Below are 21,372 nucleotides of genomic sequence, written 5' to 3' on the forward strand. Positions count from 1 at the left end.
AGAATAGGTTTGAGGGATTTTCTTAAACAAAATAGGAATTCTCGGATGCTCTACACAAAAATAAAGAAAAAATTCTTTCTTTCAGTCATTTTTTTTCTCCTTCTGCCTTCGGTTGCCTGCGCGGAAAAAAGTTTTCGTAAGCACATCGCAGAATCGAAACTCATACCTTCCGAAATCGAATTTTACTCGAATATTCTTCCCGGACTTTCCGGGAAGAACGTGATTCTCATCACAAATCCCTCTGGAATCGGCAGAAGCCCCGAAAGAATTCTGAGAGAATTTAAAAAACACGACGTAAAAATCAAACACCTCATCGGACTGGAACACGGATTTCTGGGATTGGAAGAGGACTTCAGTAAATCTCCAGTAACCGTGGATGAATTTTTCAATCTTCCGATTTATCATATCTATCGAGTGAAGAACGCGGAACTTCCCGCGATTCTAAAAGGTGCGGATGCGATTCTTTTCGACGTCCAAGATATGGGGATGAGATGTTATACTTACCTGACCGTTTTAAAAAGGGTCATGGACGGAATTCCGGACGCCGCGAATACGAGACTCATCGTATTGGATCACGTCAATCCGGCTCTTTATTTAAAAGGAAGAGGGGAGATGATCGATAAAAGATTTTTAAACTTTGCGGGAGAATTTCCATCCCTCTTCTTCGGAGGTTTGACCTTGGGAGAATCGGCGGCCTATTATAACGCGGAATATTTGGATAAAAAAGTTCGGTTGGAAATCGTATCTCCTAAAAATGCCAAACGTTCTTTCGATTGGGATAAGGAAGGAATTCCTTGGACGACTCCTTCTCCGAATTTGCCGACCGTAGACTCGGCGATCAATTATCTCGGACTGGTTCTATTGGAAGGAGTGAACGTTTCCGTGGGAAGAGGAACAACCGCTCCCTTTGTTTATTTCGGAGCGCCTTGGATGATCGAACCGGAAAGATTGGCGGAAGAATTGAATCAAAAGTCCGGGGGGGACTACTATTATCAAACCGTATTTTTCAAACCGGTGTTCGGTCCTTACAAGAATGAAATTTGTAGGGGTTTACGCCTAACCGTTGTGAATCGAAAATACGATCCTCTCAAGATGGCTTTTCAATTGATTACGACCCTAAAAACGAATTATAAAGAATTCAAATGGAGATCGTATCCCGACGGAACGTATAACGTCGATTTTCTTTGGGGAACGGAATCCTTTCGAAAAGCGGTCGACTCCGGAAAAAACTACGATCAATATTCGGAATATTTAAGTTCTACCGAGAAAGAATACAATGAGAAGATCAAAAAGTATTATCTCTATTAAAAGAAAAATCAAGCTCGGCGTTCTTTTAAGAACGGTCGCGTTTTGTATTGTATTCTCATTTTTGAATGTTTCCGTCTTTGCACAAAATTCGGATTGGAAGGAATATTCCCTCAGAGAATTGATCGGAAGACTTAAATACTACACTTACGCGAAGGTCGCGCAGAGTTTAAGAAAAGAATACACGATCGATCGGGAGCAGATATGGGAAGACGGGGTTTGTAAGGTTCCCGTTCCTCCGCTTCCAGGACCTTTTTTCTGCGGACTCTTAAAACAGCAATATCCGTCCGAGTCACAAAAGTCGACACCTTCGCCTGAAACGATATCCTCTTCTCCGATCTCCGAAAGACTTCCCGAATCCGTTTCCGAAACTCTTTCTCCCCATTCGGCCTACGGACTCAATCCGGGTTTGAAAGTATATAAGAATATTCAATTATACTCGGGAACCACGATTTCCGGAAAAAACGTGGTGAAAATCGATTCGGAAGAAAATCCGGGAGAATCCTTACGCGCATTTTATCTAAACAACGGACAACTCAGTCATTACGAGTTTCAGGACAGGATTCTCATTTTTGACTGGTCCGGCTCCAAATTGAACGCGATCCTGGAAGTGAAAACGGATCCGATACGCAGACCGCTTAGCGGAAGGGAAATTTTATTTCCATGAAACAAATCGCTTCCGGTTTTTTAAGAATGATGGATCATCAAGGGATCGATCCCGTTCGATATATCTGGGTCACGGCGAAGTACGATTCGAATTCTTCCGAAAAACAAGAAGCCCATATTCAAGAAAATTCTGATATTCTAAATTACTTGGATAAAAAGATTAAGTTGGAGTTTACCGGTAGGATACGCTGCGTTTCCTGCGGAAGAATTACTAAAAAAAGTTTCAACCAGGGAAATTGTTTTACCTGTTTTCAAACGTTAGCCGAAAACGATCTTTGTATTTTAAGACCGGATACTTGCCATTTCCATCTCGGGACCTGCAGAGAACCGGATTGGGGAGAATCTCACTGTTTTATTTCCCATACGGTGTATCTCGCAAACAGTTCCGCGATCAAAGTCGGAATCACCAAAGAAAATCCCGTCTCCAATCGATGGGTGGATCAGGGAGCCGTTCAGGGAATTCCCCTTGTGGAAGTCACTTCGAGAAGGGATGCGGGAATCATCGAAAAAGAACTTTCTAAAGTTTTGTCCGATCGAACGACTTGGCAGAAGATGGTGGCCGGTGATCCGGAAGAGGTAGATCTTTCCGAGAGAAAAAAAGAATTCATCCAAAAGATAGGAACTTTGGATCTGGACTTGGATTATAAGGTTTCTACTCAAACTGAGCCGACTCTCATTCGTTATCCCGTTCGATCTTATCCATCCAAAATACAATCGCTTGCACCTGACAAAAATCCGGTGATCGAAGACGTTCTTACCGGGATCAAAGGGCAATATCTTTTGTTTCCATCCGGGGTCATCAATATACGCGCCTACGGCGGTTACGAAACGGTTTTGAGCGCGGAATGATTTGAATCCTTTTCGTTTTATCAAAAATGTTAAACGACATTCTTTCGAAGGGATGATAGAATTCTAATTTATTAGTATTAGGATTCGCTCCTTGATTTTTAAAAGATTATCGAGATCTATCTTTGAAATAAGACCGACTATTTCAACATCTGCTCGCAGTTCATCGTAAATAATTGATTTTTACTTCTTCCGACGTCGTTTTTCGACATTTAAGTTTTTACTCGTATCCTAAATTTCCGGTTTGAATCCTATTTCCAAAAATAAAAGAATGTTCCGTATGAAAAAGATCCGGAATACGTTTGTTTTAATTTTCTTCGTTCTTTGTTTTTCGAGTTGTGGGGCGATCATTGATTCCGCGGTTCCGATAGAATTGGATTTACAGATCGGAAAGTCGTTTTTAGAAAACGCAAAAGACGGAAAGGAAGGAATGCATATCTTAAAAGACGCGGCCCTTGAAAAATATGTAAAGTCCGTTGCGGATAAAATTCTAAAATCGGATCAGATCCGATATAAAAAAGAATTTCCTTATAAAATCTCCATCCTGGACGACGACGATACGATCAATGCGGTCTGCACCCCCGGCGGTTATATCTTCGTGTATACCGGACTGTTAAAGTTGATCAAGGACGAGGCAACGCTCGCCGCAATTCTCGCGCACGAAATCGCACACGCGGAAAAAAGACATTCCGTAAAACAGATCATCAGTTCATTAGGAATTTATTTTACGATCTATATCGGTCTTACGATTTTTTTGGGATCGGACGCGGCGAACTTAATCAATTTGGGTTCCAGGGTCGGCGGAGAAATTCTTACCCTAGCCAACAGTCGTTCCGCGGAAGCGGAGGCAGACTCAACGAGTTTTGAATATTTAAAATCCACGAAATACTATCCCGGAGCCTTGGAATCTTTTTTTGTCCTCATCGAAAAGAAGGAAAAAGAGGAAGGGGGAACGGGTCCGGACAAGCGTATTATAAAATTCTTATCCACACATCCTTTGAATGAAGAAAGAATCGCCGAAAACGCCAAAAGACTCCGAACCATCGGAAATCCGAAACCGACTCCGGAAAATCTTTTTACGGAACGTTATCGAGCGGCGATGGAAAGAGCATTTGGGGATGAGGACTGACGAACTCGCTTATACGAACTCAGGATCTGCTCTAAAATCGCATGAATCATTTTTGCGGCTATAAATAGGATCGAAATGCGATCCTATTTCGCCTAACGTTTTTTTCGTCGTTTGGCGGGCGGTTTGCCGAACTGTTTACTATTGGAATGTTTGGGAAAATTAAAGAAATTCAAATGGTTCGGCGTAGTCGTTTTAAAAACTTCTTGCAATCGGTTTGATTCTCTCTAAAGTCTTTCCATCTATGCGTTTGGAACAAAAACTAAAAAGATGGGTGGAGGCGGGGCTGATCCGGTCGGAACAATCGGACGCGATTCGAAATTTCGAAGGAACCCGAAAAACTCCCTATCTCTATTATTCGTTTATCATTTTAGGTGTGATCGTCATCGGTATCGGTGTCATCGCAATCATCGCCGCCAATTGGGAGGAAATTCAAGATTCCTTAAAGTTAGGGACAGGTCTTGCCGCACTCTTGTTGGTTGCAGGGCTTGCGTTTTGGAAACGGGAAAATCCGAATTTGCTCACCGTCTTGATCGTTCTCAATTCGATATTGATCCTCGGGATGATCGGACTTGTATCGCAGGTCTATAACTTGGAAGGGAAGTATTACGAAGCGGCGCAGCTTTGGTGTGTTCTTACTTTTTTATTTTTGATTGCGACCGATTCCAAAACCTTCCTCCATCTTTGGATCGTAGGTTTTCAAATTTTTATAACGGGTTGGATCAGTGATCAAATCGACCACCTAATAGGGGGTGATTCGGAGTATTATTGGAGTATGTATTTTTATTATTCGGCCGTAATTTTTACGGGAATTTGGTTGGCTGCGGAAAAATTCGTTTTAGAGTCCAGAAGGGATACGTTGTTTTTTTGGGCCGTATTGTTTTTGATCGCCGGAACTTTTTTCCGGGGATTTTTCCAGGACCTGATTTACGGTAATCATCTTTCTGAAAATTTAGGGTATCTCGGTTATACGACCGATTTTCCTTGGTTGATGGTAGGGCTTAGATTGTTTGTTTTGGCTCCGCTTTTTTATCTTTTATTCTCCAATACGGAAATTTCCTCCAATCAAAAGAAATCTTTGAGCGTAAGTTTATTTTTATTATTCTTATTGTATTTTCCGCATCCGTTTCGGTATGTTTTGGCTGAATCGATCGGATCCTATATTTGGAATTATTTCGTGACGTTATTGCCTTCTTTTTTGTTTATTCTTTTTTGGTTGGGAATTGCGTCCTCGTTTCGGAATCACAGAAAAATATTCGATCTTTCTTTGGCGATCGTGGGAATTCGATTCTTATACTTTTACTTCGATCTATTCGGAACCCTGACTTACACAGGATTCGGGCTTATCATTTCCGGGCTGCTCATCATAGGACTTACGATCGGATACTTGAAATACAAATCCAGAGTAAGAATTTTATTGGGAGGTGAAGAATGAAATTTCTCAAACTGATCCTTCCTGTCGCATTGTTCCTTCCGATCGTGTTCTTCGGTTGGCAAATCGCGACTCTCGAGTTTTCAAAAAGTTCGGGAAAAGAACTGATTCTTCCCGTTAGCGGATACGATCCGAGGGATCTTCTCGCGGGACATTATCTGCGTTACAACATCGAGTATCAATCGGATTCTATCTGCCAAAATTTGAATACGAATTCCTACAGTAAATCCGACTCGGATCAACAACATTGTATCTGTTATCCTCATTCCGGAAAGATACAAGAGGGAGAAGGATTTTTTATAGAGAATTGCGATCCCGATACTTTGAAGGATAGAAGTATCTGTCGATTGTACTTGCGCGGAACTTGTCGATATGGAAGATTCAAAATCGGTAATGAACGTTTTTATGTGAACGAAGAAAAAGCTCTTGAGTACGAAAGGCGACTACGAAAAGAGAAGAAGGTGCACATCCGTTTGAAAGTGGATTTGAACGGAAAGGCTCTTACCGATTCTCTGATTTGGGAGGACGGATCTTCGCTGTGACTTCGTTTAGGCTGCAGAAGTCGTTTTCTCCAAAACCCGCATTCATTCCCGCGTCGTAAATCGCGGGAAGATTTTGACAAAGAGAAAGGTTCGTCTTGTTTTCTTTTGCGAGTTCCATCGCGTGATAGACGTCCTTTCTCATATTCTTGAGCGAAAAATGAGTTTCATAGTTTCCCGAAAATACGAACGGAAACTTGAATTCCGCGATTCCGGACTTTGCGGCGGACCCAAGAAGAATTTCCTTTAAAACCTCCGGTGCAATTCCGCCATTTTTTGCGAGTTCAAAACCTTCCATATAAACCTGAAAGATTCCCGCCTGAATCATGTTAAGCGCGAGTTTCGCTTTTTGACCTTTGCCTATGGAATCGCAATAAACGACGTTCTTTCCGCAACTTTCAAAGAAGAATTGAATATCTTCCACTTCCTGCTTGGTCGCTCCGACCATAAAAAGAATCTGTCCGTCTCTCGCCGCGTTTTTGGAACCGGTCATCGGAGAATCGTAAAAACGAATCTTCCTTTGGGAACATTCTTCCGCAAGTTTGGAAGTGAACGTAAGAGAAGTTGTTCCGCAGTCTATGATAACCGGAGGTTTTGTCTCTAAAAGTCCGGATGCGACGACTTCTTTTTCTATGATCGTATCTTCGGTTAAACACAAAACCACGAGATCCGCGGTTTTGGACGCCGTAGCGGGGGAATCGAAAATTCGGACGTTGTCGTTTATCAGATCCGCGATTTTGGACGTATTTCTTGCATAGAGTCTGAGACTAAAACCTTCTTTTGCGAGGTTGGCCGCGATTCCGCGTCCCATGATTCCGGTTCCTATGATGCATATGGTATGTTGTTTCATTAGAATATAAAATTAAAATAATTTACGGCGTTTTTTAAACTTTAATTTAGCATATCGGAAAAATCAAGCCGCAAGGTTTTGAAAAAACTTTATAATAGAGTTGTTGAAAAATTCGATATTGGAGATTAACAAAACCGCTTCAATCGTCCATTTTAATGAAACAGAAACAACTGGAGAATTAATTTTTCAATAACTCTAATATTAAAAAGCGCTTAAAGCTGCTCGGATAAAACTCGTGACCGGAGTTTGTTCCCTGGTGTCCTCGAGTCCTTCCCTGAGTTCCCTTAGGACGATTTGGGCGTCCGTTAGGACTGTGTTTACATTTTTATGAACGTCGTCGTTGTTGATAAGTCGACCCAAACTTCCGTCTCCCGTGTTGATTTTGGTCGTGATGTCCGCGATATTCGAAAATGTCTTACGAATATCCCCTCTATTTTCGGAAATCAATTCCGATAAACTCACCAAAGGATCTTGTAAGACCCTTCCTTTGAGCGCTCCCGCGGCTTTGTAGTCGACCATCGTAACGGGGGTGGATCTTGCCTTTAATTGTTTCGATTCAGGATCCGTGGTACCGGGGTCGATGGAAATTACGCGTCCCGTCAAAAGACTTTCGTTTTTGATAATGATATCGTAATTGTCATAGAGGCTGATTTTTTCCCTGAGAAGCATCGTGATTTCCACCCTGGTTCCGATTCCCGCTTCTCCGGTTTGAACTTCGATTCCGTTTTCGTCGATTTGGATCAACCGAATTGCGGAAACGTAACCGAACGGAACTCCCTGAACCGTCACTTTATTTCCGACCTTGATTCCTTCCGCGTTTCGGAAGGTGACCTTCATAAACTCGCCCTTTTTTTTAACCGGGCCGCCTTCAGTGATGATCGTAAAATAACCGACCACGGCTATGGCCGCGGTAAAAATGACTCCGACGAGCAGATAACGTAACGAATTCATATTAGATTCTCCTCATGTAATTGCGATTTTACTCTTTGGTTTCCAAAATCATCGGCCCGGTCGTTTTACCGTGTATGAATTGCTGGATCAACTCGTTGTCCGAGTTTTGAATCTCTTCCGGCGTTCCCGTAAACACGATCTTTCCCTTATAAACGAAGCTGATCCGATCCGCAATCCTATAGGCGCTGGACATGTCGTGTGTGACTACGACTTGTGCGGCGCCGGTTTCTTTTTGAATTTTGAGAACCAGTTCGTTGATCACGTTAGACATCACTGGATCCAATCCGGAAGTCGGCTCGTCGTAGAGAATGATTTCGGGATTGGTAGTAATTGCCCTTGCGATTCCCGCTCTTTTTTTCATACCCCCTGAAATATCGTTCGGGAAATTATCCTTAGCGATCACCATATCCACCAATTTTAATTTTTGCATTACGATTTCTTGAATCTTTTCTTCCGAGGCCAATTTGTGTTCTCTCAGAGGAAGGGCCACGTTGTCGAAAACCGTCAGCCAGTTGATGAGCGCGCCGGATTGAAATAGAACTCCCATCCTGGCTCTCAATTTCTTTTTTACTTTGATGCCCACTCTGGAAATACTTTCTCCGAAGATAAAACAATCTCCCGCGTCGGGTTCCAAAAGCCCCGTGATATGTTTGAGAGTGACGGACTTTCCAGTTCCGGAAGGTCCGAGTATTACGAGCGTTTCTCCTTTTTTTACGTGGAGATTCATACCCGTCAAAATCTTTCTTTTGCCGAAAGTTTTATGGACGTTTTTGAGTTCGATTGCAAAGGGTTCCATCGTTCAATCTCTGTAAAATAGGGCGGTGATCATATAACCCGTAAAGATTACCATCAAAAACGAAGTCACCACGGATTCTCTCGTAGCTCTTCCGACTCCGATCGCACCTCCCGAAGTTCTCAGTCCATGGGAACAGGAAATCGCAGAAACGATGATTCCGAATATAAAACCTTTCAGAATTCCAACATACAAATCTTTCAGACCCGGAATGGACGCGATTCGATCGAACACATCTCGGAAATAGGTGAAGTAATCGATTCCAAGTTGGAAATAACCGACGATAGCTCCGCCTAAAATTCCGAGAACGGTGGAGTAAACGCATAACACGGGAACCATGACGGAAAAACCTAAAATTCTGGGAAAGATCAAATAACGCACCGGATCGATGGACATAACTTCGAGCGCGTCCACTTCCTCGGAAACTTTCATCGTTCCTATTTCCGCGGCCATCGCCGATCCGATCGAGGCCGCGAGAATCAATGCCGTCATAAACGGAGACATTTCTCTTGTCAGAGTGATCGTCATCAAAAGGCCGATTTGACCTTCGGCCCCGAAGTCCTTTAATCCCAGTCCGGTGTTAAGCGACATGATCATTCCCGTAAAAACCGCGACGATCGAAACCACCGATATACTCCCGACTCCCGTGATGTACATCTGATCCAGGATCTCTTTTCTTTTAAAAAAACAGTAAGGGATATTTAGAATACTCTCATATACTAAAAGGATCGTAAAACCGCTCGCGTAGAAAAATTCGGTAAGTCTTTCTTTAATGGATAGGGTCATATTTTGATAAACCAGAGGAGTTGTAGACTCCGGTTCGTTTCGACTCTTTCGTAGCCGACGAGACCGTAAAGGAATTTCCAGGAGGTTTTTTCGGGAGTCAATGAAAGTTCCAAAACGAAAGGAATACTCGCGTGAAACTCGGTCTCCGTCCATCTCTGCGTATAAACTCTCATCAACACGGAAACTCTTTTTTCTCCGTTCGAAAGTTTCTGATATTCAAAGATCGACCAAAGAGGGTCCCAGATTCGATCCACAACTTCCGATTTGATCGGAAAAAGGGACAACACGTTCCAAACTACGTTTCCTTCTCTGTCCTTTTGGTATTTAAAAATAGGCCAGAGTTTCAGATAACTTTCGTCCCGATCCCATTGAACGTATTTTCTTTTGGAATGGAAGAAGAACGGAATCAAAAAAGTATCGTCCGACTTGATATGATACGTGTCCGACTGCAGATGAAAGTATAACGGAGTGATGAAAGTGGTCTGTTTGGAAGCGAATCCATAATGTCCGAAAAAAGGGAAGAAGATTAGTTTTCCGTAATCTTCATCCTGGTTGGTTCCGTATTGAAACAAAAAGAATAACGCGTTGAAATCTTTTTCACCCGTTCGTTTATCGTATCCGTAACCTATAAACGAACCGAGCAAGGGAATGATCAAAAAACCCCTGGACTTCATGTTCCCCGCTTCCGAGTCCTTAAATCCGAACAAGGGAAAGAAAAGTTTGTAATGAACGGGTTCTCTTTTATCCTGAAACGTAGTTCCCCACTGAAAGATAGGCCACAAGAGGGAATATCTTTCATACTTACCTCGATGCACCTTTTTGGAAAACAAAGGAAAGATTCTAAATTCTTCCCTGGTTTCGGACGACGCGGACAAGAACAAAGGCCAGAGAACCGCCGTCGCATCGTAGTCCTTATACTTCCAGTTGGTATAAAGAGGAAAAAGAATAAAACTCAATTCGGAATAACCGATCTTGTTTCTTAACTTTCCCGCGATTGGAAAAAAACCGAAGTACTTCTCTCGCTCGGTATCTCCCCAGCCCCAGAATAAAAGAGGGGTCAAAACGTCCGAATCCTCGCCCGCATCTTCGTGTAAGGTGGACGTTCCCGAAAAAAAGAAAAGGAAAGTCCAGACCTTCCAGTATTTGGTTTCTTCGCTGTAATAGATCGGATACAAAACCGTCTGAAATCGATACGCCGATTTTTCTTCCCTATAACTCGAGTAGAACGGACGAAAGATGACTTCCGATTCTCCCGCTCTCAATTCTTTTTGATACAGAAACCAGAACTGATCGTACGAGGATTTGAATTCTCCCACGGGTTTGGAAGGGTATTCCGAAAATATGTTTTCAGAGGAGAAGAGAAGAATTACGATGCAAAAGATTCTAAACTTCTTTTGGAAGTCGGAAGCGAAACCATTCTTTTTGGAGAATTTCTTTTGTCTAAGATCGCAGTCTTTTTTGGCGGTAGTTCTACGGAACACAGTATTTCGATTCGGACCGGATGTTTTATTTGTAAGACTCTGCATAAGATGGGGCATTCGGTCAAACCCATTCTCTTAACTCAGGACGGAGGTTGGGTGGTTCCTTTAGAATATCGGATGTCGATCCCGTTTGAGTCAGCGAATTCTCCGGATTTGTTTCGGGAAGAATTTCAAAAAAGGAACGGCGTTTCGAAAACGGATTCGATTCCCGGTTTGGACGCGGACATCGTTTTTCTAGGTCTTCACGGAGGTAAGGGAGAAGACGGAACCATCCAAGGTTTCTTAAGGGTTTTGGGAATTCCTTACACGGGTTCGGGAGTTGCTGCGTCCGCGATCGCGATGGATAAGACCAGAGCCAATTGGATTTTTTTGCAATCCGGTCAGAAGGTGGCTCCTTTCTTTGAAATCGGTAAGTTGGAATATACGACTTCCCCGGAGGCCGCGGTTTCCAAATTGGAAACCCTGGGATTTCCTCAGTTTTTAAAACCGGTGGAAGGAGGATCCAGCGTTTCCACACATAAGATTACAAACAAGGAACAACTTTCCAAACAACTCGCTCTTATGTTTCAATCCGACTTTAAGGTGATGAGTCAGTCCTTTCTTGCGGGAACCGAAGTTTCCTGCGGGGTTTTGGAAAGATATAGAAACGGCAAATTGACAAGAGTCGCGTTACCCGCAACCGAGATCGTTCCCGGCGGAGAATTTTTCGACTTCGAATCCAAATACAAAGAAGGCGGTTCTCGCGAAATCACACCCGCAAGAATTTCCGAACAAGAGATGAAAAAAGTCCAAGAACTTTCGATAGCGGCGCACGAATCCCTCGGTTGCCGAGGATATTCCAGAACCGATTTTATCCTCGTAAACGGGGAACCTCATATCTTGGAAACCAACACGTTACCCGGAATGACGGAGACGAGTTTGATTCCACAACAGGCAAAAGCCGCGGGAATTCCCATGGAAGAAGTGTTGGCCGATCTGATCGAAATCGGGCTCAAACATTCTCTCCATTAGAAAATTAGGATATTACAAAAAGCGCAAGTTTGGAAAAAAAGTTGGGACGAAATCGAACCTGGGAAAGATCCCGAAAATACGCCCTGTTTTCGATTTTGAATTTTTGAATCTCGCAGAATTCGATAAAGTCCAAAACCGAAAGAAAGTGAAGGTTCGGAGTGTTGAACCAACGATAGGGAAGTAGATCCGTAACCGGAGTTTTGCCCGTGGTTAAGATCGTCCAACGAACGTTCCAATGGCCGAAGTTCGGAAACGCGACGATGACCTTCTTGCCGATGCGCAGAGATTCTTTTAAAATTTCTCCGGGGTTTCTCGTTTCCTGAATCGTCTGATTGAGAACCACAAAATCAAAACGTTTGTCCTGGTGATGTTCAAGGCCTTCGTCGATATCTCCGTGATGAACGTAAATCCCTCGTTGAATACATTCCACGATACAATCTTCGTCCTTTTCGATTCCCTGGCCTCGGATCCCTTTTTCTTTTAAAAGATAGAGTAACGTTCCGTTTCCACAACCGAGATCCAGCACCCTGGAACCGACAGGAATCAAATTGAGGATATAAGCGAAGTCGGGTCTTTCTTTCAAAACCAGATCGATGGACGTTTTTTTTTCAAGAGGAGTCATGAATTAATTCGGATTTTCCAAAAATCCCTTTAGAATTTCGATTTGTTTCGAATTTTTCAGGAGAAAAGAATCGTGACCTTCTCCGGATTGAAGTTCCAAGTAGAACACCCGTTTGTCTGCTGCCTCGAGGGACTTGACGATTTCTCGAGACTGAAACGGAGGATATAACCAATCCGAACTGTAGGACACGACTAAAAATCTGCAAGTCGCCGGTGAAAGAGCGGCGGTTAATTCTTTCCCTTTTCCAAGGCTGTAATGATCCAACGCTTTCGTAACGTAGATATAAGAGTTTGCGTCAAAACGATCCACAAAACTTTCGCCTTGATAGATGAGATAACTTCCCACCGCAAATTCCGTGGTTAAGATATTACCGCGAGGAGGATTTCTGCCGAACTTCTCTCTCATTTTGTCGTCCGAAAGATAAGTGATATGACCGACCATTCTCGCGAGAGCCAATCCTTTGCGCGGGGAATTTTCATCATAAAGGCCGTTGTTCCAATTCGGATCGGAGAGGATCGCTTGTCTTCCCACTTCGTTGAAGGCGATTTGCATCGCGGAATGTTCCGATGTGGAAGCCATCACGATACAGTTTGAAAGGGAATCGGGATAGGCGATGCTCCATTCCAAGGCTTGCATTCCTCCCATAGAACCGCCCGCGACGCAGAAAAGTTTTTCGATGCCGAAAAACTGCACCAAAAGTTTTTGGGCTCTTACCATGTCTTGGATCGAAACAAAAGGAAAACGGGAACCGTAGGAGGTTCCCGTTTCGGGATGAATCGAAAGAGGCCCCGAGGAACCCTTACAACCTCCGATAACGTTCGAACAGATGATGAAATACTGATTCGTGTCGAAGGATTTTCCGGGACCGATGTAATCGTCCCACCAACCCGGTTTTTTATCCGACTCGGAGTGATAACCGGCGGCGTGTGCGTCTCCCGACAAAGCGTGACAGATTAAGATGGCGTTATTTTTAGAAGGAGAAAGAGTGCCGTAGGTCTCATAGGCGATGACAACGGGAGATAAAACGGAGCCGTTGTCCAAAGGAAGTTCCTTGAACTCGGCATATTTGGTTTCAATGATTCCGATGGATCCAGATTCATTCATAAGATTTGGTTACCACTGTAATTCTCATCGTATAACTTTTTAGTATCTTTCTTGGACGAGAAATGAAAAGAAAAGTAGCTTCCCTGAAATATCAAAAAAGTCAAATCGGCCGAACCTTTAAATTTTCTTCAGAGCTTCATCCAGATCGAATAAAATGTCTTCGATGTTTTCCAAACCTACGGAAAGACGAACGAAGTCCGGAGTAACCCCGGCGGAAACTTGTTCTTCCGGAGTCAATTGTTGGTGGGTCGTGGATGCGGGATGGATCGCCAAAGATTTTGCGTCTCCTACGTTAGCAAGAAGAGAAAATAATTCAAGCCCGTCGATGAATTTTTTCGCTTCCGTCGCTCCGCCCTTGATTCCGAAACCTATGATCGCGCCGTAAAGATCTCTTTTGTGATACTTTTTTGCAAGGGAATAGTTCTTGTCCGTTTTTAAACCCGGGTAATTTACCCAAGAAACTTTTTTGTGTTTGCTCAGATGCTCTGCGACTGCCAGAGCGTTTTCGGAATGTTTGCTGATTCTCAGAGGAAGGGTTTCCACACCTTGAAGAATTTGCCAAGCGTTAAAAGGAGAAAGAGAGGCTCCCGTATCACGAAGGCCTTGCACTTTTGCTTTGATGATGTAAGCGATGTTCACTCCGCCGAACGGTTCGAATTTTCCGAAAACGTCCCAGAACTTCAAACCGTGATAACTCGGATCGGGTTCCGTAAAATTCTTAAACTTTCCGTTGCCCCAATTGAATTTACCGGAGTCGACGATAATTCCACCGACGGAAGTTCCGTGTCCACCTAAGAACTTAGTCAAGGAGTGGACCACGATATCCGCGCCGTGTTCGATCGGGTTGACTAAATACGGAGAAGGTAATGTGTTGTCGACTACAAAAGGAACGTCGGATTCGTGAGCGACCTTTGCGATCGCTTCCAGATCCAAGGTATCTAATTTAGGATTTCCTAATGTTTCCGCATAAAAGGCTCTGGTCTTATCGTTCACCGCCTTACGAAAATTCTCCGGATCGGAAGGATCCACAAAGTGGACCTTAATTCCAAATTTCGGAAACGTATAGTGAAGAAGGTTATAAGTTCCGCCGTAGAGAGAAGAGGAAGCGACGATTTCTTGACCGGTTTCTACGATGTTCAGAAGTGCGAGGGTTTCCGCGGCCTGACCCGATGCGGTGGCGAGTGCGGCGACTCCACCTTCCAAAGCCGCCACTCTCTTTTCGAGAACGTCCGTGGTCGGATTCATGATTCTTGTATAAATATTTCCGAATTCTTGCAGGCCGAAAAGTCTGGCCGCGTGGTCCGTGTCTTTGAAAACATAGGATGTGGTTTGGTAAATCGGTACCGCTCTGGAGGCAGTCGTGGGGTCCGGAGATTGACCTCCATGAAGAGCGATTGTCTCGGGTTTATAATTTCTTGGCATTCGATTTTTTCTCCTTTTCGTATCCTGAGAATTTTCGCACAGAAGTCAAACAAAAATCCGTTATATTGAAATTCGATCTGTTTATACGGATGGAATTGCAAAAAATTTCCTTTGCAATTTATTGATCTTTCTGATTCCATTTAACCCCAAAACCGTAAATTGGTTCATACCCGGTTGCGGACGTGCTTTGAAAACGGATATTCGTGCCGATAATTGAGTAAAACTTACGATAAGGAGAGTGTAGCGGGATTTCTAAGGAATCTTCTGTGTATATCAAATTCGACATGACCAAACGTTCGAAATACCTTTTCCTATTTCTTTTTTTCTACTTTGTGATTCAAACGGGAGTTCAGGCTCAGCTCTGGATTCCTCCCGGAAGACAGTATATGCATCCCACCGATCCGTTTACCTACGATCTGGGAATCAATAAATATCAGAAAGATTACTACCTTTATGTAGCTCCGACCGTCAATTTAAACTTCGGAGGAGATTTTGGGGCGTCGCTTACGTTACCTTTGAACTTTTTGATGTACGACACGGACCCTAAGCAGGAAAATTCCAAAGTCGGAAAGTTGCGGGCTTTTGATTACAATGAAAAGAGCGATTATCTAAGATTGATCAATAATATTTGGTTCGGTCAGTTCGGAAAATATACTCCCGGAGAAATTACGTATTCCGCATATTTTGGAAAGTTGTTCGACGGTTATATTGGTCACGGAACCATCGTGAATCGATACGTAAACAATCAACGTTTGGATGTGTATAACGTAGGTCTCCATGCGGACATGAACAGCGATTATGGGGGAGTGCAGGTATTTACGAACTCGGTTTATACGAGAGAAGTCAGTTCCGCGCGAGTTTATATCCGACCTTTTGCGATCGGATTCAAACTTTTCGATATCATCACGGGCCGCGCCAAATTCTTAACGATGTTAACGGTTGGGCAAGGAAACGTAGCCGACGAAGCCGGAAGGACAAAGGTCTACGAGGAGGTGGGGGCGGAAGAAAAAGAATCTTATCGAGCTTTGATCGAGGACCAGAAGACAAAGGAAAAAAAAGAAGAAATGATTCCTGCGGATAAAAAACCGGAAAAGCCGCAAAATTTGAAAGAACTCTTCAATCAGGATAATTTCGCAAATCGATTTGCGATCGGTTATACGACCGCCTTCGATAACAAGGCTCCACTGGAACTTAAGTTCGATACTGCGGGAAAACTAAAGGTGGACGATAATAATAACCCGCTCGTCAGATCCACGGAAAAACTAACGATCAGCGGTTTTGACTTCGAATACAAACTGCTCAGTGCGAAATACATAGAACTGACTCCTTACTACGACGTGAATAAAATCAATCAGCTTCAGAATGCCAAAGGAACACATTACGGGGCGATCCTTCGGTTGGGCGGAAAGGACATCTATGTCCAGATAAAACCGGAATATAGAAATATGTCCGCTACGTACATTCCGATGTATTTCGACAGTTTTTACGAACTGGAAAGATATCAGAGCAATCTGCAGAGTCATATTCCGCAGACAAAACTCGAGGCGGCTAAGTTGGCGGATCCCGACGGCGCTAAGATCAAAGGACATTTTACCACGGTCTTATTCAATTTTTACAGATTTGCAATCGAGTCGAATTACGAAAATTATTCCGGACCCGATAATTCCAGGGTGTTTTTAGGGATTTACGTTCCGATCGGAAGTTTGTTCCTCGTAAACGGGTATTATATGAAGAAGGGTTTTGATCAAAATAAGGAAGCTTTCAAATTGGATGATCGTTCTCAGGGAGCTATCGAATTGGCGATCAATCTTGGATTTGCCGCAATAAGACTTCAAAACGTTCGTAAATGGGTTTATGATACTGCTTCCGGCCAGTATGAAGCTCAGGACGAACAGAAGGTATTGTTCTCCAGTAATTTAACTTTTTAAAAATAGATTTTTTTCTTCGAGTCTTGCAAGAAGAAATGCAACTGCGGTTTCGGTGCGTAAAACCCGAGTGGAAAGGTTCAGTTCTTTGAAATCGAAACGTTTCCAAAAGTCGATTTCACTTCGAACAAAGCCGCTTTCCGGACCGATGGCGACTAAGATCCGAGTCGGAGAAGACATTCCAAAATTTGAATCTGATTTTTTATTTTCTATGATTTCGGGAAGAGTGAAACCCTTTCGATCCAAGACAAAACGAAACGTAAACTCAAAATCCTTCAGTTTCTCATCAAGAATCATTTCGATTCGATTCTTAAAATCGAAACGGACTTTCGGAAGAAAGATATTCTTTCCCTGTTCCATACCCTCTATGAGTTCCGATTCAATTTCGTCGGGTTGCCAAACGGGGGAGGTCAGGTATTCTTTTCTAGAATTCTTGCTAATAAAAAAATGGATGGAAGCGATTCCCCAAGTTCCCGCCAACTGAAGAATTTTTCGGACCGTCGGAGGTCGGTTGATTGCGAGTAGGATATGAACTTCCGGAAAACGAAATTTGGGAGTTAGGATCGGTTTATACCTGCCGATGATTTTTTCCGCATCGATTTCTTCTAAAACCAATTTTCCAAGACTTTTGTTTATGAGCCCCGCTTTTAAACGAGTTCCTTCTCGTTTATTCAAAATATTGCATATATGTTGGATCTTTTTAGGATCATCGATGGAAAATCGATTCGATTTTGCGATTCTCCATTCTTCTTTACAAATCAGCAGATTCAAGATGAAAGGAACGTCTTAGATTTCAAACTTAGGTTCGGGTTGTTCCCCGGGCGGTTGGGAAGGTTCTTTGGGTATGATTTCCTGCGGTGTTTCCGGAGGAGAAATCGAGTCGGGGAACTGATTTGAATTCTGCAAATCTTGAAATGGAGAAAAAAAACAAGTACGAACGATTCCGATCGCCAAGAGAATCAATAAAAGATTTCTTGCAAGTCTTTTCCCGGGAGCTTGGCCCAAACCTTGAAATCGGGATCCGAGATTCGAAATATTTTGTTTGAAGTTTTCCCAAAATGTACGGAAGGAACTTGTACGATAAGGGTTGTCTTCTTTAGAATTTTCTTCCAAGTAACCGCCATCGTATTGACGGGTTAATTCCGGGTCGAATAAAAACGATTCGTAACACCGCGGACACCGAACGGTCAGTTTTCCCAAATCGATGGGAATCCTGAGCTCCGTCCGGCATCGGGGACAGGGGAGAATGTAGCGCACTTTTTTAGTAGCGGAGAGATTCCTTCAGTGCGTCTACGTTCTCTTTATAATTTTCGTTTCCTAACTGGTCGTTGTAATCGAAAATTTTGGTAAAGAGTCTGTCAAATTGGTCCAGGTGTTTGATATAGAATTCTTTTTTGAATGAATTCCGGATCGGGTGGGTTTTCGTATTCTCAACTCCTGCGAGTATATATTTACCCACGCCTTTTTCGGCGGGAGTTTCGGGACGGCCATACTCTGGATAGTTGTCTTTTTGGAAAAATATTTCCACCTTATCGTTGTGAGACGGCTGAGTATTCGCTCCTCTGTCCATCACCTCGGATATGATTTTATCTTCCAAAACCATATTGTTTTTATAAATTTTGGATTTCAGTTTATTGATGTTTCTCGGAGGTTCCGACCTAGGTTCGGGATCGTTGCTATTCTGACCTTCGAAGAAAATCTCCATATATTTCGCGAGCGACCCTTGTACGGTTTTGTTTAAACCCCCTTTCCTCGTCGCGAATAAAGTCGTAAACTTCGACGCGGATACAATTGTTCGCGGGATCTTCCTGGTTGATCGCCGGAGCACATTCGTCGTTGTTTGCCTTTCCTTTAAACAGAACCGTTCTGAAAGGAAGAACTCGAACTTTCATTTTCATGAGAACCGTATGACGTGTCAGTCTTTGGTTCAGCTCGAAAATTTTTTCATCGAGTTTTCTCTCCGTTTCCAGGATGGACTGGCCTAACTGAGCGTCTGAAGGCTGTGATTTCTGATCTGACCCGGAATTTTGCTGAGAAAACACCGCGGTCGAAATTGCGACTAAAACTGCTAAAAATAGCTTTTGAAGTTTCATTTCCCCTTGTCCTTAGTGAAGCGGATATTTGAATCCCATAACGCAGACATCGTTTGGTTATAGAACCCTATGTGTATTATCGGAATAATAGACTCCAGATTGAATGAACGCATCACTTTTTATTCAAAAATCCGAGATTATTTCTCGGGTTTGGAGGTATTTTCCAGATACAGCTCATAGGGTGGCGGGACCGGTTTCAATCCTTTTTCGATCAGGTAAGAAGCCCATTTTCTTTCCACTAAATCACAGAAATCACGAATCGCTCTTCCGGAATGCCCGTTTAAATCTTCTGAAATCCGTGTTCTTTCCGTTTCCGAGAGATGCATCGCATATGTCTCCAGAATCTTAGCTCTTTCAGACAAATCGGGGAAAGGAAAGTATATCGTTCGATCAAATCTGGAAAGAAGCGCGTGGTCCAGATCCTGCTTTCGGTTTGTGGCTCCGATCGTCACTGAATTTCTCTGGCTACTGAAACCGTCGATTTTACGTAAAAGAACGGAAAGAATTTTACGAGTGGCTTCGAACATTCCTTCTTCTCTGCTTCCCGCAAGAGAATCGATTTCGTCCAAAAAGATCAAACAGGCTGGAAAAAGCGCGGCCGCGTCAAATACATAGGCCATATTTTGTGCGCTTTCTCCGTAGTATTTACTCATAATGGATTCCACCGGGACATAGATGAGAGGGAGTCCGGTCATACAGGAAACGACTCGAGCCATTGTGGTTTTTCCGACACCGGGATCTCCTTCAAAGAGGACGGCTCTCGGTCGAGTGTCGTTTGGAAATTTTCGAGTTAATTTGGAAAGTTCGGAGAGCATGTCCGGGTTTTTTAAGGGGAGAATGATGGATTCTAAAATCTGCTGTTTGACGCCTTCGTATCCTGCTATTTGGTCAAAAGTGATCGATTTTCCATTCTTCTCAGCTTCGAGCGGTCGGAAAACTTCCACTCCCAGCGAGGTTAAAAGTTCTTCGGGGTTTGCCGTTTCAGTTCCTTTTTCCGATTTCAAAAATTGAAAGAGGGCAACGATTGCAAATAATTCTTCTCTAGTGAAATCTCCCTTTTTCGTAATTTCGACTCGATTTTTGGTTCTTCCGGAATAGAATCGAAAACGGACCGTATCTAAAAGATTTTTTGTCTCGAATAGATTTTCATTCAAGGCTTGGATGCAACAATAACCGGGTTCAAACGTATGGATTCTCAAATTTTCGATATGGTTTTTGAGAATCTGAAGACAATCCAAAAGGGCAGACTTGGAAATCGAAGTAACGGGAAATTCAATCTTGAGATCTTTTTTTTCCGAAGTTACCGCTGGAAGATCGAGATTGGAAAAACCGAGGGCGCTCAATTCCCCGTGAAGAAAACTCTTTGTTTTTGTAAAATCGACTTCGGATAGGATGGATTTTCCGGAAGCGGATTCTGATGGGATGGGGGAACTCAAAACTTAAAGTACCTCGTTTGGATCTGAAAATACTCTTGTAGGAATCTAAGATTCTGTCGATTTCTTTACTATCGGATTTGTGAAGGAGAAAGAAAAATGGGAGAAGGGTCACTCTCACAGGAAGACATAGACGCCCTTTTAACGGGCGGTGGCGGCGAAACCTCGCCTGCTGCTGGAGCCGAAAGCGGGTCCGATTTCAATTTAAGTGGAGAACTCGATTCTCTTTTGGGCGGAGCCGGTGGCAGTGGAGAAGCGGGCGGAGGCGGTGAAAGTTCCGGAACCGATTCTCCTTCTTTCGCGGATATTTCCGCCGCGCTTGGACCTTCACCAACTCCTGCGCCTTCCGCTCCAAGACCGACGTCTCGTCAGTCTTCACCAACCCAATCGACAAACTTAAATTTACTGATGGACGTAAACCTTGCGCTCACTGTGGAGTTAGGTAGAACGAACATGTATATCAAAGACGTAAACGGTTTGAACGAAGGTGTGGTCGTTGAGTTGGATAAGAATGTGGGAGAGGATTTGGACATTCTTGCAAATGGTCGTTTGGTCGGTAGAGGAAAACTTGTAGCAATGGATGATTTTTACGGGGTCCAAATCACGGAAATTGTGGATCAGAGTCGAAGACTCTGATTTGGAACTTGTCTCAAAACTTATCTCGCGAACTGAAACGCGATCTATCGAACGACCCGTAGGGAGTGAGATTGAGTTCAGAGAGCGTTTCAGCGAACGAGCAGCATTACCGAACGGACCGGTAGGGAGTGAGATTGGTTCAGAGAGAATTGTAAAGCAAAATCGGAATCCCTAATATTCAAAAAAAGAAAACCAGGATGTTCACCGGGTTTTCTATATGCAAGAATCGTTTTGTTCGATTCAAAAAAACGATTTTCGGTTTTTCTATGAAGACTTCCGTTCTTTCTAAAATGATCCTATCGAAGTTCCGACGAACAAACTCTCTTCATACGATTTGAAAAGAGTCCATCC

The 21,372-nt window shown here is 43.3% G+C and carries 20 protein-coding genes and 1 pseudogene; 9 read left to right on the top strand and 12 right to left on the bottom strand.

Going from position 1 to position 21,372, the window contains the following annotated elements; genetic code table 11:
• The first annotated feature begins 45 nt into the window (after positions 1-45).
• From LEP1GSC194_RS06255 to LEP1GSC194_RS06280, 6 genes are all read left to right on the top strand, one after another.
• Positions 46-1,308 (top strand): exo-beta-N-acetylmuramidase NamZ family protein, encoded by a 1,263-nt coding sequence (locus LEP1GSC194_RS06255; RefSeq protein WP_020772901.1) that lies wholly within the window; start codon positions 46-48, stop codon positions 1,306-1,308.
• Positions 1,277-1,972 carry an LIC_11883 family protein gene (locus tag LEP1GSC194_RS06260; protein ID WP_020772823.1) on the top strand — a complete coding sequence of 232 codons (696 nt, stop codon included), beginning with the start codon at positions 1,277-1,279 and terminating at the stop codon, positions 1,970-1,972. The genes LEP1GSC194_RS06255 and LEP1GSC194_RS06260 overlap by 32 nt, the downstream gene beginning before the upstream one ends.
• Positions 1,969-2,820: a DUF2797 domain-containing protein gene (locus LEP1GSC194_RS06265; protein ID WP_017809472.1), complete on the top strand. Its 852-nt coding sequence runs from the start codon at positions 1,969-1,971 to the stop codon at positions 2,818-2,820. Before LEP1GSC194_RS06260 ends, LEP1GSC194_RS06265 begins: the two co-directional genes overlap by 4 nt.
• Before the next feature lie 277 nt (positions 2,821-3,097).
• Positions 3,098-3,946 (top strand): M48 family metalloprotease, encoded by an 849-nt coding sequence (locus LEP1GSC194_RS06270; RefSeq protein ID WP_086005161.1) that lies wholly within the window; start codon positions 3,098-3,100, stop codon positions 3,944-3,946.
• 241 nt (positions 3,947-4,187) lie between these two features.
• Complete coding sequence (locus LEP1GSC194_RS06275) at positions 4,188-5,378, top strand: DUF2157 domain-containing protein (protein WP_020772792.1); 1,191 nt, start codon at positions 4,188-4,190, stop codon at positions 5,376-5,378.
• Entirely contained in the window at positions 5,375-5,917 is a 543-nt protein-coding gene (locus LEP1GSC194_RS06280; protein WP_017807932.1) for a GDYXXLXY domain-containing protein, read from the top strand. The genes LEP1GSC194_RS06275 and LEP1GSC194_RS06280 overlap by 4 nt, the downstream gene beginning before the upstream one ends.
• Here LEP1GSC194_RS06280 and LEP1GSC194_RS06285 read toward each other — a convergent pair.
• From LEP1GSC194_RS06285 to LEP1GSC194_RS06305, 5 genes are all read right to left on the bottom strand, one after another.
• Positions 5,877-6,764: an NAD(P)-dependent oxidoreductase gene (locus tag LEP1GSC194_RS06285; RefSeq protein WP_036041583.1), complete on the bottom strand. Its 888-nt coding sequence runs from the start codon at positions 6,762-6,764 to the stop codon at positions 5,877-5,879. The genes LEP1GSC194_RS06280 and LEP1GSC194_RS06285 overlap by 41 nt on opposite strands.
• Positions 6,765-6,965: 201 nt before the next feature.
• Positions 6,966-7,715: a mammalian cell entry protein Mce gene (gene mce / locus LEP1GSC194_RS06290; RefSeq protein ID WP_020772773.1), complete on the bottom strand. Its 750-nt coding sequence runs from the start codon at positions 7,713-7,715 to the stop codon at positions 6,966-6,968.
• A 28-nt stretch (positions 7,716-7,743) separates the two neighbouring features.
• Entirely contained in the window at positions 7,744-8,511 is a 768-nt protein-coding gene (locus LEP1GSC194_RS06295) for an ABC transporter ATP-binding protein (protein WP_020772906.1), read from the bottom strand.
• A 3-nt stretch (positions 8,512-8,514) separates the two neighbouring features.
• Complete coding sequence (locus LEP1GSC194_RS06300) at positions 8,515-9,294, bottom strand: MlaE family ABC transporter permease (protein ID WP_020772852.1); 780 nt, start codon at positions 9,292-9,294, stop codon at positions 8,515-8,517.
• A complete protein-coding gene (locus tag LEP1GSC194_RS06305) occupies positions 9,291-10,775 on the bottom strand; it encodes a hypothetical protein (RefSeq protein WP_020772861.1) in 1,485 nt (494 codons plus the stop codon). The genes LEP1GSC194_RS06300 and LEP1GSC194_RS06305 overlap by 4 nt, the downstream gene beginning before the upstream one ends.
• On the opposite strand from LEP1GSC194_RS06305, the gene LEP1GSC194_RS06310 reads away from it, so the two are divergent.
• Positions 10,731-11,786 (top strand): D-alanine--D-alanine ligase, encoded by a 1,056-nt coding sequence (locus tag LEP1GSC194_RS06310; protein ID WP_020772809.1) that lies wholly within the window; start codon positions 10,731-10,733, stop codon positions 11,784-11,786. The two genes, LEP1GSC194_RS06305 and LEP1GSC194_RS06310, sit on opposite strands and share 45 nt — an antisense overlap.
• A 4-nt stretch (positions 11,787-11,790) precedes the next feature.
• Here the strand turns inward: LEP1GSC194_RS06310 and metW are convergent, their stop codons facing one another.
• The 3 genes from metW to LEP1GSC194_RS06325 all read right to left on the bottom strand — a co-directional run bounded on the left by metW (position 11,791) and on the right by LEP1GSC194_RS06325 (position 14,934).
• Positions 11,791-12,408, bottom strand: coding sequence for a methionine biosynthesis protein MetW (metW, locus tag LEP1GSC194_RS06315; protein WP_020772882.1), 618 nt, complete (start codon positions 12,406-12,408; stop codon positions 11,791-11,793).
• A 3-nt stretch (positions 12,409-12,411) separates the two neighbouring features.
• The gene (metX, locus tag LEP1GSC194_RS06320) at positions 12,412-13,512 is read right to left on the bottom strand and encodes a homoserine O-acetyltransferase MetX (protein ID WP_020772815.1); all 1,101 of its coding nucleotides are present in this window, start codon (positions 13,510-13,512) and stop codon (positions 12,412-12,414) included.
• A 117-nt stretch (positions 13,513-13,629) separates the two neighbouring features.
• Positions 13,630-14,934 carry an O-acetylhomoserine aminocarboxypropyltransferase/cysteine synthase family protein gene (locus tag LEP1GSC194_RS06325; RefSeq protein ID WP_020772915.1) on the bottom strand — a complete coding sequence of 435 codons (1,305 nt, stop codon included), beginning with the start codon at positions 14,932-14,934 and terminating at the stop codon, positions 13,630-13,632.
• Between the two features lie 284 nt (positions 14,935-15,218).
• Between LEP1GSC194_RS06325 and impL63 the strand changes: the two genes are divergently transcribed.
• Complete coding sequence (gene impL63 / locus LEP1GSC194_RS06330; RefSeq protein ID WP_036041586.1) at positions 15,219-16,862, top strand: cytoplasmic membrane protein ImpL63; 1,644 nt, start codon at positions 15,219-15,221, stop codon at positions 16,860-16,862.
• On the opposite strand, the gene LEP1GSC194_RS06335 is transcribed toward impL63, so the two are convergent.
• The 4 genes and pseudogenes from LEP1GSC194_RS06335 to LEP1GSC194_RS06350 all read right to left on the bottom strand — a co-directional run bounded on the left by LEP1GSC194_RS06335 (position 16,851) and on the right by LEP1GSC194_RS06350 (position 20,388).
• On the bottom strand, positions 16,851-17,630 hold the full coding sequence (locus LEP1GSC194_RS06335; RefSeq protein WP_017808582.1) for a 16S rRNA (uracil(1498)-N(3))-methyltransferase: 780 nt from the start codon (positions 17,628-17,630) through the stop codon (positions 16,851-16,853). The genes impL63 and LEP1GSC194_RS06335 overlap by 12 nt on opposite strands.
• Positions 17,631-17,645: 15 nt before the next feature.
• Complete coding sequence (locus LEP1GSC194_RS06340) at positions 17,646-18,059, bottom strand: hypothetical protein (protein ID WP_020772779.1); 414 nt, start codon at positions 18,057-18,059, stop codon at positions 17,646-17,648.
• Positions 18,060-18,120: 61 nt separating this feature from the next.
• A pseudogene (fcpB, locus tag LEP1GSC194_RS06345) lies at positions 18,121-18,952 on the bottom strand (flagellar-coiling protein FcpB).
• A gap of 137 nt (positions 18,953-19,089) precedes the next feature.
• On the bottom strand, positions 19,090-20,388 hold the full coding sequence (locus tag LEP1GSC194_RS06350; RefSeq protein ID WP_020772858.1) for an AAA family ATPase: 1,299 nt from the start codon (positions 20,386-20,388) through the stop codon (positions 19,090-19,092).
• 96 nt (positions 20,389-20,484) lie between these two features.
• Here LEP1GSC194_RS06350 and fliN point away from each other — a divergent pair, with 96 nt between their 5' ends.
• Positions 20,485-21,021, top strand: coding sequence for a flagellar motor switch protein FliN (fliN, locus tag LEP1GSC194_RS06355; protein WP_017808815.1), 537 nt, complete (start codon positions 20,485-20,487; stop codon positions 21,019-21,021).
• The last annotated feature ends 351 nt before the right edge of the window (positions 21,022-21,372 follow it).

It is taken from the genome of Leptospira alstonii serovar Sichuan str. 79601 (assembly GCF_000347175.1).
GTDB classification, from domain to species: Bacteria; Spirochaetota; Leptospiria; order Leptospirales; family Leptospiraceae; genus Leptospira; species Leptospira alstonii.